The organism is Kitasatospora hibisci (assembly GCF_043950205.1).
GTDB lineage: Bacteria > Actinomycetota > Actinomycetes > Streptomycetales > Streptomycetaceae > Kitasatospora > Kitasatospora hibisci.
The window spans coordinates 7,600,189-7,614,855 of record NZ_CP171642.1 but is presented as its reverse complement, the minus strand read 5'-3'; the positions used below and the strand labels follow the sequence as shown (position 1 = coordinate 7,614,855).

The 14,667-nt window shown below is 75.7% G+C and carries 10 protein-coding genes; 5 read left to right on the top strand and 5 right to left on the bottom strand.

Annotation, left to right across the window (positions count from 1 at the left end; translation table 11 throughout):
- Nucleotides 1-50: 50 nt before the first annotated feature.
- The 3 genes from ACF9IK_RS33145 to ACF9IK_RS33135 all read left to right on the top strand — a co-directional run bounded on the left by ACF9IK_RS33145 (nt 51) and on the right by ACF9IK_RS33135 (nt 5,412).
- Nucleotides 51-1,643, top strand: a complete 1,593-nt coding sequence (locus tag ACF9IK_RS33145) for a M4 family metallopeptidase (protein WP_395297759.1) — start codon at nt 51-53, stop codon at nt 1,641-1,643.
- A 340-nt stretch (nt 1,644-1,983) separates the two neighbouring features.
- Nucleotides 1,984-4,290 carry a helix-turn-helix domain-containing protein gene (locus ACF9IK_RS33140; RefSeq protein WP_395297758.1) on the top strand — a complete coding sequence of 769 codons (2,307 nt, stop codon included), beginning with the start codon at nt 1,984-1,986 and terminating at the stop codon, nt 4,288-4,290.
- 381 nt (nt 4,291-4,671) lie between these two features.
- Complete coding sequence (locus ACF9IK_RS33135) at nt 4,672-5,412, top strand: class I SAM-dependent methyltransferase (protein WP_395297757.1); 741 nt, start codon at nt 4,672-4,674, stop codon at nt 5,410-5,412.
- Nucleotides 5,413-5,499: 87 nt separating this feature from the next.
- On the opposite strand, the gene ACF9IK_RS33130 is transcribed toward ACF9IK_RS33135, so the two are convergent.
- Nucleotides 5,500-6,615, bottom strand: a complete 1,116-nt coding sequence (locus ACF9IK_RS33130) for a helix-turn-helix domain-containing protein (RefSeq protein ID WP_395297756.1) — start codon at nt 6,613-6,615, stop codon at nt 5,500-5,502.
- Between the two features lie 437 nt (nt 6,616-7,052).
- Between ACF9IK_RS33130 and ACF9IK_RS33125 the strand changes: the two genes are divergently transcribed.
- Entirely contained in the window at nt 7,053-7,715 is a 663-nt protein-coding gene (locus ACF9IK_RS33125; protein ID WP_395297755.1) for a hydrolase, read from the top strand.
- Between the two features lie 42 nt (nt 7,716-7,757).
- The gene (locus ACF9IK_RS33120; RefSeq protein ID WP_395297754.1) at nt 7,758-8,303 is read left to right on the top strand and encodes a DoxX family protein; all 546 of its coding nucleotides are present in this window, start codon (nt 7,758-7,760) and stop codon (nt 8,301-8,303) included.
- Nucleotides 8,304-8,483: 180 nt separating this feature from the next.
- Here ACF9IK_RS33120 and ACF9IK_RS33115 read toward each other — a convergent pair whose 3' ends face one another.
- The 4 genes from ACF9IK_RS33115 to ACF9IK_RS33100 form a co-directional block, all read right to left on the bottom strand.
- A complete protein-coding gene (locus ACF9IK_RS33115; protein ID WP_395297753.1) occupies nt 8,484-9,527 on the bottom strand; it encodes an alpha/beta hydrolase fold domain-containing protein in 1,044 nt (347 codons plus the stop codon).
- Nucleotides 9,528-9,855: 328 nt separating this feature from the next.
- Nucleotides 9,856-10,830, bottom strand: a complete 975-nt coding sequence (locus tag ACF9IK_RS33110) for a helix-turn-helix domain-containing protein (RefSeq protein WP_395297752.1) — start codon at nt 10,828-10,830, stop codon at nt 9,856-9,858.
- 194 nt (nt 10,831-11,024) lie between these two features.
- Nucleotides 11,025-13,790, bottom strand: a complete 2,766-nt coding sequence (locus tag ACF9IK_RS33105; RefSeq protein ID WP_395297751.1) for a BREX system ATP-binding domain-containing protein — start codon at nt 13,788-13,790, stop codon at nt 11,025-11,027.
- 196 nt (nt 13,791-13,986) lie between these two features.
- Nucleotides 13,987-14,535, bottom strand: coding sequence for a GNAT family N-acetyltransferase (locus ACF9IK_RS33100; RefSeq protein ID WP_395297750.1), 549 nt, complete (start codon nt 14,533-14,535; stop codon nt 13,987-13,989).
- Between the last annotated feature and the right edge of the window lie 132 nt (nt 14,536-14,667).

Genomic DNA, 14,667 nt, shown 5'->3' with positions numbered 1-14,667 from the left:
TCAATCTCTGACGCAGCTCTTTCCCTGCAGCTACCCCGACTGGAGTCAGAGTGAGCCCCACCTCCTCTCACCGCCGCCACCTCGCGGCCGGAGCCATAGCGGCCACCGCCGCCCTCGTCGCCGCCACCTTCCAGGCCGGCACCGCGAACGCCGCCCCCACCGGCCGTGACGCGGCGATCGCCCAGGCCCGCGCCAACGTGGCCCGCAACGCCGGCGTGTTCGGCTTCGGCGACGGCCAGGACCTCCAGGTCAAGGACGTCATCGTCGACGCCGACGGCACCCAGCACGTCCGCTTCGACCGCACCTACCTCGGCCTGCCCGTCGTCGGCGGCGACCTGGTCGTACACCAGGACGCCCGCGGCCGGATCAAGGACTCCACCCGCGCGGCCGCGCACGACGCCGCCGTGAAGTCGACCGTCCCGAAGGTCCCGGCGCAGGCGAGCGCCCGCCAGGCGCTCCAGGCCGCGCCGAGCATCAACTCCGCCACCAGCTCGCCCGAGCTGGTCGTCTGGGCCGCCGACGGCACGCCCCGGCTCGCCTGGAAGACCACCGTCGCCGGCGTCGGTGAGCACGGCCAGCCGGCCGGCAAGGTCGTCGTCACCGACGCCACCACCGGCGGGCAGATCGAGACCTACGACTCCGAGCACCAGGCCAGCGGCACCGGCCACTCCGAGTACACCGGCGACGTCACCATCGACACCACCCCGCAGTCCGGTGGCTACGCGCTGATCGACCCGGTGCGCGGGACCGTCACCAAGGACGCCCACAACGTCTCGGCCAACTCGCTCAACGCGAACTCGGGCACGCTGTTCACCGACGCCGACAACGTCTGGGGCGACGGCAGGAAGTTCTCCACCGACCGCTCCACCGCGGCCGTCGACGCCCATGCCAACACCGCCTGGACGTACGACTACTACAAGAACACCTTCGGCCGCAACGGCATCAAGAACGACGGCAAGGGCGCCACGGTCTTCGTCCACGTCGGCACCAACTGGGACAACGCCCAGTGGTCGGACAACTGCTTCTGCATGATGACCGGCGACGGCGACGGCGTGACCGACCCCGAGCAGGTCGACCTCGACACCATGGGCCACGAGATGACCCACGGCGTCACCAGCGCCACCGCCAACCTGCGCTACAGCGGCGAGTCCGGCGGCCTCAACGAGGCCACCAGCGACATCTTCGGCACCATGGTCGAGTGGTACGCCAACAACGCGGTCGACAAGCCGGACTACCTGTTCAGCGACCAGTCCACCCCGCCGTGGCTGCGCCGGATGGACAAGCCCTCGCTCGACGGCCGTTCCGCCGACTGCTGGACCCGCAAGGTCGGCCGGCTCGACGTGCACAACTCCTCGGGCGTCGGCAACCACTGGTTCTTCCTGGCCAGCGAGGGCAGCGGCAGCCGGACCATCAACGGCTTCACCTACGACAGCCCGACCTGCGACGGCTCCACGGTGACCGGCATCGGAAACCAGAAGGTCGCCAAGATCTGGTACCGCGCGCTGACCGTCTACATGACGTCCACCACGGACTACAAGGGCGCCCGCACCGCGTCCCTGAACGCCGCCAAGGACCTCTACGGGCTGAACAGCACCGAGTACAAGACGGTCGCGGCCGCCTGGAGCGCCGTCTCGGTCGCCTGACCTCCCGCCCCCGGATCCTCCCCTGCGGCCCGTCGCCCCGTGCGGCGGGCCGCAGTCGCGCGCGCGACCGGGCGACCGGCCCTGCCGACCCGGTCGCCGCCGGACCCGACGGCTCCCCCGGGACGGAGACGGGGGTCTCCGTCCATACCTGCCGACCGACCGGCCGGCCGGGGGCCGGGGGACGGTCAGCCCCTTCCCGGTGCCCGAGCAGCTTCCTGGTCGCACCCCGGGTTCGTACCCGGCACTCCGCCCCGCCGCGCTCACGGGCGCCGGCCGAGGCAGGGAACATTCGACACATTCCCCCGTTATGATGATCATTCAACAAACGGGGGGCGGACACATGCACCACGACGAGTCCCAGGAGCTGGGGCCGATGCTGCGCGCACACCGCCGCGCGGCCGGGCTGACGCTGGAGGAGCTCGCGGAGGGATCCGGCGTCAGCGCCCGTGCCATCGGCGACATGGAGCGCGGCCGCAGCCGGGGTCCGCAGGCCCGTACGGTCGAGGCCCTGGCCGGCGCACTGGCGCTCTCCCCCGCCGGCACCGCAGCCCTGCTCGGCGCCGCCCGGGCGGGCCGCCGCCGGCACGAGCGGCCGACCCCGCCCGGCCTCTGCGACCTGCCGCCCGCCGTCCCGGACTTCACCGGCCGCCCGGCCGAGGCCGCCTGGCTCGCCCGCAGCGCCGACGAGCCGGGGCGCCTGCCGGTCTCGATCGTCTCCGGCGCCCCGGGCCTGGGCAAGACCGCCCTGGCCGTGCACACCGCGGCCCGGCTCGCCGACCGGTTCCGGGACGGCTGCTTCTTCGTCGACCTGCGCGGGCTGGACACCGAACCCGTCACCCCGCACGACGCCCTGGCCCGGCTGCTGCGCGCACTGGGCGTGCGCGAGCGGGACCTCCCGGTCGAGACCGACGAGCGCCAGGTCCTCTACCGCCGGATGATGCGGGAGCGGAACGCCCTCGTCGTCCTGGACAACGCCGCCCACGAGGGCCAGGTGCGGGCCCTGCTGCCGGGCGCCGGCGCGGGCGCCGCCTGGGTCACCAGCCGGCGCACGCTCACCGGCATCGAGCACGCACGGCGGCTGCTCCTCGAACCGCTGCCCGCCGATGCCGCCACCGCCCTGCTCGGGGCGATCCTCGCCCAGCAGGACGACGCCCGGTGGGACGGCACCCCGGGTGACGGCACCTCACCGGACACCGGGGCCGGGCCGGACCCGGCGGCGCTGGCGCTCATCGCCGACCTCTGCGGCCATCTGCCGCTGGCCCTGCGCATCGCCGGCCACCGGCTGCTGAGCCGGCCGGGGTGGAGCGTGCACCACCTCGCCGAGCGCCTGGGCGACGAGGACCTGCGCCTGCAGCGGCTCGCCGCCGGCGACCTGCGGATCCGCTCCGCCTTCGGCCTCTCCTACGCGCAGTTGCCCGGGCCGCTGCGGCGGCTGTTCCGCCGGCTGGCGCTCGTTCCCGGACCCCACTTCGACGCCGGGCTGGGCGCCGCCCTCACCGGGCTCGACCTCGGCCGGGTGGAGGAGATGCTGGACGAGCTGCTGGAGCTGGGCCTGCTCGGCCGAACCTCCGCCGACCGGCTGCTGTTCCACGATCTGATCCGCCTCTACGCACGCGAGCGGCTGCAGGAGGAGGAGTCGCCCGAGGAACGGAGCAGCGCCGAGGCGGCGCTGTACGGCTGGCTGCTCGACACGGCCTCGGCCGCCGGCCAGTGGTTCCAGCCGGACCCGCCTCCCGCCGGCGCGGCCCCGTTCGCGACGGCGCGGGCAGCACAGGGGTGGCTGGAGACGGAGAGCGCCAACTGGCTGGCCGCGCTGCACGGAGCAGCGGCCGCCGGCCGGCACGCCGAGGTGGTGCAGACCGCCGAGTCCATGCACTGGTTCTCCGACCGCTGGACCAACTGGGGCCACTGGCACACCGTGTTCGGCCTCGCCCGCGCCTGCGCCCGCGCTCTCGGCGACGACACCCTGGAGGCGACCCACGCCAACTACCTGGCATGGGCGCTGCTGTACTGCCTGCGGCAGCCCGGCGAGTCGCTGACCGTCGCCGAGCAGGCCGCCGAGCTCGCCCGCCGCGGCGGCGACGCCGCCCAGGAGGCGTGGGCCCACTTCTACGCGGCCGCCGCCGGGAACCGTCTGAACATCCTCGACGCGGCCGCCGACCGGGCCCGCCGGGCGGCCGAGCTCTTCGCCGTGGCCGGCGACCACGAGGGCCGGCCGCAGGCCCTCCTGGCGCTGGCCGCCGCCCAACAGCAACAGGGCGACGCCGAGGGCGCCATCGGGACGGCCGACACCATCATCGCCCTGCTCACCGACCCGGCCACCGCTCCCGCCCCGCACATCACCGACTTCACCATGACCAACGCGCTCGCCCAGCGGGGCAAGGCCCAGCTGGACCTCGGCCGCGCACGGGACGCCCAGGGCTCCTACACGGAGGCACGCCGCATCGGCGCCCGCGTCGGCGTGCCGTTGCTCCAGGGCATCGCCGCCCTCGGCCAGGCCAAGGCCCTCGACGCGCTCGGCGACCGCGCACGGGCCCTGACCGCCGCCCGCGACGCCGTGACCTTCGCCGGGGCCGCCGACGACCCCGCCCGCCTCACCGAGGCCACCGCCCTGGTGGAGGCCTGGTCGGACCCGACGGGGAGCTGACGACCCGGCGATCAGCCCGGCCGGGGCGTGCGGCGCCCTGACGTCACGCCGCCATGGCCGACCCGCCTCCGTGAACCACGACGTCAACGGGCCTGCGGAGAAAGCCGTTCCGGCACGCAACGTCGCGGTGAAGCCGGCTCCGCCCGACCCGCCCGGCCCGCCCGACCCGCCTGCCGAGGACGAACCGGCCCGGCTGGTAGGCGAGCAGCGGGGTCTCCTCGCCGGCCGTCCGATACGAACACGAAGAGCGAACGAGCTCAAGCCCCGGCATCTTTGGGGTTTCCACCAGTACGCCGCCCCCTCCGGCGGCAGGGAGACTTCCGGCCAGGGGCCGCGGCCCGTTCCGGAGGCCGACGCCAACGAACAGAGGGGGACGACCCGATGAGTGGTCAGCTGTACGACGAGATCGGCGAGGCGTTCGAGGGCTTCAAGAACCTCCCGCTCGCGCGCTACGGGGAGGTGGCCGGATTCCTCGCCCTCGTCGGTGACGTGACGGGCAGGTCGGTCCTCGACGTGGCCTCCGGAACCGGCTTCTACAGCCGGGAGCTCAAGCGCCGCGGCGCTTCCCGCGTCCTCGGCGTCGACATCTCCTCCGCGATGGTCGACGCCGCCCGGGCTCTGGAGGAGAGCGACCCGCTGGGCGTGCAGTACGACGTGGGCGACGTCGCCGAGCTGCGCGCCTTCGAGCAGCCCTTCGACCTCGCGATCGCCGTCCAGGCGTTCAACTACGCCGAGGACGTCGCCACGATCGAGCGGATGTGCCGCAGGATCCACCGCAGCCTGGCGGACGGGGCCGAGCTCTTCGCCTTCGTACAGCACCCGGACTACCGCTTCGACGGGCCGTCCCTGGCGAAGTACGGCTTCCTGTGCGAATCGCTCGGCGAGGAGACCGAGATCGGGCCGCGCGTGCGGATCACCGCGCTCCTCGACCCGCCGATCTCCTTCGTCGCCAACCCGCCCGGCCGCGAGGTCTACGAGAAGTGCCTGCGGGCGGCCGGGTTCAGCGACGTCACCTGGGTGCCGCTGGAGATCTCCGCCGCCGGCGTGCGCGAGTTCGGCGAGGAGTTCTGGGAGGACTTCACCTCCAACCCGGCGCTGACCATGCTGCGCTGCCGGGCCTGACCCCGAGCGGGCCGTCCCCGGCCCGTCAGCGGTCCGGGGACGGTCCGGCGACGGGCCGCCGACCGCGGCCCGCGACGTACCCGGCCGTCACGCCGGCACCGCGGTGGCCCCCGCGTCCGACCGGCGCGGTGCCGGGATCCGCACGTCCACGGTGCGGGCCCCGGCCGCGACGCGGGCGCCGGCCTGCCACTCCCGTGGGGAGACCCCGTAGGCCGCCCGGAACGAACGGCTGAAGTGGCTGGCGCTGACGAACCCCCACCGCCCGGCGACCGCCGCCACCGTGACGGGGCGCACGGTCGGACGGGCCAGGTCGCGCCGGCACATGGCGAGGCGCTGCCGCTGGATCCAGCGGCCCACGGTGATGCCCTCGCACTGGAACAGCTTGTGCAGGTACCGCACCGACAGGTGGTGGGCGGCCGCGATCTGCTCCGGGTCCAGCCCCGGATCGCCCAGGCGGCGCAGGATGTGGTCCTTGATCCGGGCGAGCAGGGCGAGGGCCGCCTCGGAGGGCTCCGCGCCGGGCGGCCGGCCCCGGCGTTCCTGGGCGAGGACGGCGAGCAGGTCCAGCGCGGTCGCGGCCAGCCGGACCGCGGCCTGAGGATCCAGCGCACCCACCGCCCGGGCCAGCCGGCCCAGGTGGGCGGCGACCAGCGCGGCGGTGCCTCCCTCCGCCCCGAAGTCCGTCGCGGTGAGCTCCCGCAGTTCCTCGTCGGAGACCCCGACGGCCGCCCGCGGCCAGTGGAAGGCGGTGAAGGAGAACGGCTCGGTCAGCTCCTTGCTGAACGGACGCCCGGCGTCGGAGACGGCGAACGTTCCCGGCCGCAACAGCACCTGACGGCCGTCCTGGACGAGTCGGGCCGTGCCGCGGTGCTGGAGGGCCAGGGTGACGTGGTCCTCGCCGCCCCGGGCGATCAGGCTGCCGCTGCGGACGACGCGCTGCGGGCCGGCCTGGACGAGCGAGACCTGCAGGGCGCCGAGGCGGTGGCTGGTGATGGTCCCGACGGAGGGCGCGGGTTCGAGCAGCCTGACGTCCAGCGGGATGAACGTCTGCGCGACCGCCTCGTGCCAGTACTCGGCACGGTCCGGCGTCGGCAGCGCGGTGGTGGAGAGGGTCGTGGCGGCTGCAGTGACAGCGGCAGTCGCGGGCGCAGTCGCGGTGACGGTTTCGACGGCGGTCTCGCCGGCGGTGGCAACGGGAGGCATCTCATTACTCCTGCGACGACCGGCGGGGCGGGCCCGGACGGTCGGTCGGGTGAGGTCGGGGGGAGTGGGGACGGGACGCGGTACGGCCCCTCTTCCTCCTCCATCACACCCTGCCGGTCCTGCGGCCACCAGGAAGAACAGCAGGAAGAACTCCACCTCCCGGCGACGGCGACGACGACGGCGGCCACGACGACAGAACGCCCCAGGCGGCGGCATGCAGTGCGGGGACAGCGGCGGGGCGCGATGGGAACAGAACGCACCTGAACCCTCGCCTAACGTCAACTCTGCGACGCGGCAGGGAAGTCCGCGCCGGACGCCGAGACGGTCGAAGGACCTTCCGAGCCGTCTCCGGCGCGCGGCCCGGCCCGCCGCCGTCATCCTCCCCCTCCGCCTCGCCCCGCTGCGAGTGCGGGGACCCGCTGTGAAAGGACTCCCCCGTGATGGACTTCACCCAGGTCAAGGCCGCGCCCAGCCCCGACCTGCTGACTCCCGACAACGCCGTGATGCTCTTCGTCGACCACCAGCCGCAGATGTTCTTCGGCGTGGGCAGCGGCGACCGCACCGCGATCATCAACAGCACCGTCGGCCTCGCCAAGGCCGCCCGCGCCTTCGACGTGCCCGTGGTGCTCACCACGGTGGCCGCCGAGTCGTTCTCCGGCCCCCTCCTGCCGCAGCTGGCCGAGGTGTTCCCCAAGCACGAGGTCCTCGACCGGACCAGCATGAACGCCTGGGAGGACGCCGCCGTCGTCGAGGCGATCAAGGCAACCGGCCGCACCAAGATCGTACTGTCCGGCCTCTGGACCGAGGTCTGCCTCGTCCTGCCCGCCCTGTCCGCCCTCGGCCAGGGCTACGAGGTCTACGTCGTGGCCGACGCCTCCGGCGGCGTCAGCCCGGCCGCCCACGAGCACGCCCTCCAGCGGATGACCGCCGCCGGCGCCGTACCGGTCACCTGGGTGCAGGTGCTGCTGGAGCTCCAGCGCGACTGGGCCCGCCAGGAGAGCTACGGCGCCGTGATGGAGATCGTGAAGGAGCACGCCGGCTCCTACGGGCTCGGTGTGGTGTACGCGCAGAGCATCCTCGGCGCCCACGCGGCGGGCTGAGCCGGTGCGCCACCGGATCCCCCGCCCCGAGCGGGGGCGGCGATGAACCTCGGCCTGTTCGTCCTGCGCGTCGTCGCCGGCCTGCTGATCGCCGGCCACGGGGTCCAGAAGGTGAGCTTCCACCTCGGCGGCCAGGGGCTCGAAGGCGGCACCCGTGAGTTCCGCGGCGACGGCTTCCGCGGCGGGTGGGCCACCGCGCTCGCCGCCGGGGCCGGGCAGATCGGCTCCGGCCTGCTGCTCGCCGCGGGCCTGCTCACCCCGCTCGCCGCCACCGGCGCGATCGGCGTCATGACCGTGGCGCTGACCGTCAAGCGGCCGCACGGCCTCTGGGTCCAGAACGACGGCTACGAGTACCCGCTGGTCCTCGTCGTGACCGCCGCCGCCCTGGCCGCGACCGGGCCGGGGGCGTGGTCGGCCGACCACGCGATCGGCCTGACGCCGTATCCGCTCTGGTGGTCCGGCGCCGCTCTGGTCGCCGGCGTGGGCAGCGGTCTGCTGACCAGGCTCGTCCTGCACCGGCGGTCGCCGACCGACCCTGCGGTCGCGCCGGCCGCCCGGCCCGGCACCGTCGAGCACGCGGGCAGCTGAACCGCTCCCCGGACCACGGCCGCCCGAACCGTCCCCCGGTTCGGGCGGCCGTCGGCGTGCCCGGACGCGCCCCGGCGCCGCCCGTCCCCCGCGCCGGACGCGGGGGACGGCGCGTTCACACGGGGCCTGAGAGGACCCGGCCTCCTCCGTCCGCCCCCGGCCCGGCTTCGGCGCGGCCTCTCAGCCGGGCCAGCGGTGGAGGGCGACGTGCAGGGTGTCCACCGCCTGGATCAGCGCGGCCCGGGCCGTGGGGGCGTGGCGGCAGGCGTCGAGCAGGACGAAGCCGTGCACGACGCCCTGGTACCGGGTGGCCACCACGGGGACGCCGGCCGCCCGAAGCCGCGCGGCGTACGCCTCACCCTCGTCCCGCAGCACGTCCGCCTCGGCGGTGATCACCAGCGCCGGCGGCAGGCCCGCCAGTTGGTCCAGGGAGGCGCGCAGCGGGGCGGCGGTGGCCTCGTGGCGGCGGGCGAGGTCGGGCAGGTAGGCGTCCCAGTACCGGCGCATGTCCTCGCGGTGCAGGAGGTACCCCTCGGCGTACTCGCGGTAGGAGGGGGTGTCGAAGTCCGCGTCGGTCACCGGGCAGATCAGGACCTGGTGGAGCAGCGGCACCGGTCCGTGCCGGCGGGCGAGCAGCGTGACGGCGGCCACCAGGTTGGCACCCGAGGAGTCCCCCGCGACGGCCATCCGCTCCCCGTCCAGGCCGAGTTCGCGGCCGTGGTCGCGGATCCACCGGGCCACCGCCCAGCACTGCTCGACGGCGACGGGGTAGCGCGCCCCGGGCGCCCGGTCGTAGTCGACGAAGACCACGGCGGCGTCCGCGCCCACCGCGAACTCCCGCAGGATCCGCCCGTACGAGTCGGCGTCGCCGAGCGCCCAGCCGAGGCCGTGCAGGAAGAGCACCACGGGGACGGGCTCGGCGGCGCCGGCCGGTCTGACCACCTGGACCCGCACCCGCCCGGTCGGTCCGCCGGGCAGGGCGAGCCATTCGGCGGTGGTGTCCGAGGCATCGTCCAGCCGGGTCTCGGCCAGGTCCGCCAACAGGTCGGCGGGCCCCTCGCCCGGTTCGCCGCGCTCGCGGCCCCAGGCGTTCGTCGCCGTGCGGTCGGAGGCCCCGGGCGGCCAACCCGCCGGAGCCGGGCGGCCGGCGAGGGCGTCGAGGAACGCCCGGACCGAGGGTTCGAGGGCCGGGCGCCGCTCGGATGAGGGGGTGGTGTCGGACACGCTTGTCTCCTGGCGTAGCGGCCGGTCGGCCGGATTCCACGGTGGTCGTCCTCGGTCCGACGGCCCGACCCGGTTGGCCCCGTGCCCCACGGTCCCCGCTCGGCGGGTCTTCGCCCCACGGCTCCGCGCCGGCGGCCCCCGGGGTCGGTCGGGTGGGAGCGCACGCCCCGGGCCGTGCCCCGGGCGGGGCTCGCCGAGCCCGCGCGGGCACCCCGCCCAACCTAGGCGTGCAGGTGGCCGCCACCGTACCGAGCGGGAACCACGGTCTGCCCGACGGTGCACACCGCGGGCCGGTGTGCGGCCGCGTCAGGCCCTCCCGGGCCCGAGGTCAGGCGCCGTCGGCGGCCCGGAGGGCGCGCCACTCGCGCGGGGAGACCCCGTACGCGGCGCGGAAGGCCCGGCTGAAGTGCGCCGGGTTGACGAAGCCCCAGCGCTGGGCGACCGCCGACACCGTCGGCACGGCGCGCCCGCGCCGGGACAGCTCCCGGGCGCACTCCTCGAGCCGGCGCTGCTGGACCAGCCGCCCCACCGTGACACCCTCCCCCTCGAAGATCCGGTGCAGGTAGCGCACCGAGATCCGGTGCGCCCGGGCGATGCCCTCGGGGGAGAGTTCCGGGTCACCGAGGTTCCGGTCGATGTGCTCGCGGATCCTGCCGACGAGGTGTGCGTTGGCGCCGGGCTGCTCGGTGGCCGCGGGCCCGCTGAGCTGGGCGATCAGGGTGATGAGCAGGTCCGCGACGCTGCCCGCCAGCCGGTCGCCGGCGGACGCGGGGTAGGCGTGCGCGGAGTCGGCGAGGGTGCCGAGGAACGGCAGCAGGACGGCGCCGAAGCCCTGGTCGGCGGTGAGCGCACTGCCGGCCACCTGCCGGGCCTCGCGCTCGGAGACCCCGAGCAGCCGGCGCGGCACCTGGAACACGTGGGCGCGGAAGCGCTCCGGGTAGTCGATGGAGTAGGGCCGCGCGGTGTCGTAGACCACCAGACCGCCCTGCCCGACCTCCGCCCGGCGTCCGTCCTGCACCAGCACGGCGCGGCCGGACTCCTGCACACCCACCCCCAGCTGTGCCTCCGCCCCTGCCTCGGCGGAGCGGGCGACCAGGCCGGCCGTGCGGGAGAGCCGGGCGGCGTCCGCCTCGATCGTGGACACCTGCACGTAGCCCAGCCGGTGCGACGACAGGCGGCCGTCGAACGGCCGGTCGGCGTGCGGCACCACCTCCACCGGTGCCAGCGTCCGCGAGACGGCCTCGCCCCAGAACGCCGCCTTCTCGCCGTCCGGGACGGAAGCCGTCGTCCACACCACACTCACCTGACCTGCCCCTTTCCGGCCGAGGCCTTACCCGACAAGCCTCGTCCGGGGGCGGCGGCGTCCTCTAGGTCATTTGACTGCCGCTCTGCGCCCGACCTGGGAGTGTGCGCGCGGAGTCAAGCCCGGGTGCACGGACAGCACGGGGCGGCGAGCAGGGCGGCGGGGCGGGGATGAGGCAGGCCTCCGCGCCGCCCTCAGCCTTCGCCGAGGGCGCGCGCGAGTGCGGCCCGCGAGGCGATGCCGAGCTTCGGGAAGATCTTGTAGAGGTGCGCCGCGACGGTGCGGTGGGACAGCCCGAGCCGCAGACCGATCTCCTTGTTGCTCAGGCCCGTCGCGGCGAGCCGGGCGATCCGCAGCTCCTGGCCGGTCAGCGCGGCGGCCGTTGGCGCCGACACCGCCGAGCCGGCCGCCGCCGCTGCGGCCGGCTCGTCGCCGACCGGGCCGCCGGCCGCCCGCAACTCCTCCTCGCAGCGGTCCGCCCAGGGGCCGGCCCCGAGCCGGCGGAAGGTGTGGTGCGCGGCGCGCAGCGCCTCGCGGGCCTCGGCCCGGTGGCGGCGGCGCAGCCAGGAGCCGTGCGCCAGCCGCAACCGGGCCAGCTCGAACACCCACTGCTCGGCCCCCGGCACCGCGTACGCCGCCCGGTAGGCGGCCTCGGCCTCGTCGTCGTCCGCGGCCACCGCGGCGGCCGCGGCCAGCAGGAAGGCGTGGTGACCCGAGATCTCGCCGGCCCGCGCGTCCCGCCCGGCCGCGACGTGGGCCCTGGCCTCGTGCCGCCGCCCGGTGTGCACCGCGGCCTCCACCAGGTCGAAGAAGAGCGGGTGGAACCAGGGCAGGCCCCGGGGCAGCCGGCCGGGCGGGGTGAGGTCGGCGAAGTGTGCGTACGCCTGCTCGAAGCGGCCGTGGGCGAGGGCGGCGAGGCCCCGCAGGTGGGTCAGCCGGTCCAGGACGAAGCGCATCCGGGCGCGGGCCGCCGCCGGCCGGACGAGCCGCTCGATCTCGCGCAGCCCCTCCTCGTCTCCCCGGCCGGCCAGGAAGTGCGCGTAGTAGTGCCGGAACATCAGCGCGTTGCAGTGGTAGCCGAGCTCGTCCGCCACCTCGGCCTCCCGCAGGCAGACCCGGGCCAGCTCCCAGCGGCCGCGCAGGAAGTCCTGGTAGGCCTTGGCCTTCGCCACCGAGCCCTGGGTGGCGTAGCCGTGCAACCCGGTGAAGCGCCGCCACAGCTCGCAGTCGGCGGTGTCGGCCGCGGTCGCCGTCCAGAGCAGCAGCCAGGCGGTGCCCGCCTCCTGCTCCTCTCTCAGCCCGTCGGCCATCGCCCGCAACTCCTCGGCCACGCCGTGGGCGGTCCGGGCCGGGTCGGACCAGGCCCGGTGGCAGAGCCGGCCGGGCGCCGAGACGTTCGCCCGGTGCCGCTCCAGCGCCTGCCAGGCCCGGGCGTCGCCGGTGTACGTGGCGGCCAGCAGCAGTTTGAAGTAGACCTGGTCGACCAGACCGCCGAAGGTCTCGGCGCCGGGTGCGGTCAGCGCGTCGAGCGCCGCCGGCAGCAGGGCGGCGGAGGACTCGAAGTCGACCCGGTGGCTCTGGTCCACGTACACCACCGCGTACGCCAACAGCGGGGCGATGTCCGGCGGCACCGGCGCCCGCTGCACCTCCTCAACCAGGGCTGCGGTGTGCCGCAGCCGCCCGCCGCGGGCCGCCATGACGGCGGCCCAGGTCAGCCGGCGGGCCCGGGCGGCCGGGTCGGCGCTGAGCGCGGCGGCGCGCTCCAGCAGCAGCGCGCCCTCCGCCTCGCCGCCGCGGCGGGCGAGGCGGCCGCCGGCGTCCTGGAGCCGGGCCGCCAGCCCCTCGTCCGGGAGCAGCGCGGCGGACGCCTCGTGGACGAGTCCGCGCGGGTCGTCCGGGGCCAGCCGGCCGGCCAGTGCGCGGTGGGCGGCACGCCGCGCGGACTCCGGCGCCGTGGAGATCACGGCGGCGCGGACCAGCGGGTGGCGGAAGACCAGCCGCCCGGCCGGGTCGAGCCCGGCCAGGCCCTCGGCCTCGATCCGGGCCAGGGCCACCTCGGTCCCCGCTCCGGCGACGTCGCGCAGCCAGACCCCGCCGTCGGCGTCCGTTCCCGTGGCCAGGGCGGCCAGCAGCAGGACCCGGCCGGCCTCGGGCGTCAGTGCGCCCAGCCGCTCGGCGAACATCCGCTCCAGCCGTCGGCCGAGCGGCAGCCGGTCGGGCAGCGGCGTGAGCCCGCGCTGCTCCTCGCCGCGCAACTGGCGCGGCAGCTCCACCAGGGCCAGCGGGTTGCCGGCCGCCTCGTCCAGCACCCGGTCCGCGGTGGTGGCGGCCAGCTCCGGGCAGTTCCGCAGCAGCAGGGCGGCGGCGTCCGGCCGGGACAGCTCCCCGACCTCGACCGGTTCGACGGGCCAGGCCTCGGCCGCCGCGCCGTCCGGACGGCCGGCGCCGGCGATCACCAACGGCAGCTCGGCGCAGCGCCGTTGGAGGAAGGCGAACACGGCGGCGCTGGACGAGTCGATCCAGTGCAGGTCGTCGAGGAGGAGCAGCAGCGGACCGGCCTGCGCCGCCTCGGCGAGCAGCGCGAGGGCGGCGGCCCCGACGGCGAAGCCGCTCGGCGGGGTGCCGGCGCGGACACCGAGGGCGCACTCCAGGGCGTCCCGCTGGTACTCGGTGAGAGCGCGGGAGGCCTGCAGCAGGGGCCAGGCCGCCTGGTGGAGCGCACCGAAGGCGAACTCCCGCTCGGCCTCGGCACCGACCGCCCGCAGCACGGTGAACCCGCGCTCGCCGGCCCGCCGCGCGGCCCAGTCGAGCAGCGCGCTCTTGCCGATACCCGCCTCGCCCCGCAGCAGCACGGCCGAGCCGCCGGCACCGCCCGCGGCCCGCTCCAGGGCGGCCGCCAGCCGCTCGGTCTCGCGCCGGCGCCCGACCAGTCCGGCGTCCGGTTCCGCGTCCGGTTCCATGCCCTGCTTGTGTCGCCCCATCCTCGTCCCACGGTCGGCCGGCCTCCCGGAGGCGGTCCGCACGTGCCCCCGGACGCTGCCCCGGTGCCTTCGGCCCCCGGTCGTTCAGCGGGTTGTGCCCGTCACCGGGCAGGGTGAACCCTACCGTCCGCCGGGGGCCCGCCGTGCGGCGCCGAGGACCACCCTCCCCCTCCGTTCAGCGGGTGCACGGGGGATCCGCCGGATTCCCGGGGCGGACGGGCGACGCGGGCACCGACCGGTTGCCAGGAGGTCGGCAGGACGGGGCGGCGTCCGCCGGCGCCGCGTAGCACAGGACGGTGACCCTCTGGAGCGGGCTCCACTCCTCCTCCACAGCGGCCAGCAGGCTCCAGCCCTCGCGGTGGTACAGCTCCACCGCGGCCGAGTCGGAGGCCAGCACGTCCAGGACGGGGTGCAGACCGTGGAGCCGTGCCGCGCGTACGGCTTCGCCGAGCAGCAGGGCGCCGATGCCGTGGCCACGCGCCGCCGGCGACACGTACAGGCGGCTGACCACCGCCGTCGCTTCGCCGGGAAGGCCCGAACGGCGGCTCCACTCGCCCGGTGCCAGGTCCCCCGGAGTGCTCCGGCAGAGGGCGACGTGGCCCACCACCTCGCCCTCGCGCTCGGCGACCCGGGCCTCCAGCAGGGACGGCTGAGCCAGCCACCCGACCGGATCGTCCGGCCAGTTCACCGGATAGCCGTCACTGCCGTGGACTGCACCGAGCACGCGAACGCACGCGTCCAGGTCCGAGGGTTCCCGCCGCCGGACGAGGCATCGCTCAGGTCGACGGGCTGCGCCGGACTGCTTGTCGATCACGGAAGCAGCCAATCACACAAGGACCCGGGCCCGCCGAAGGGC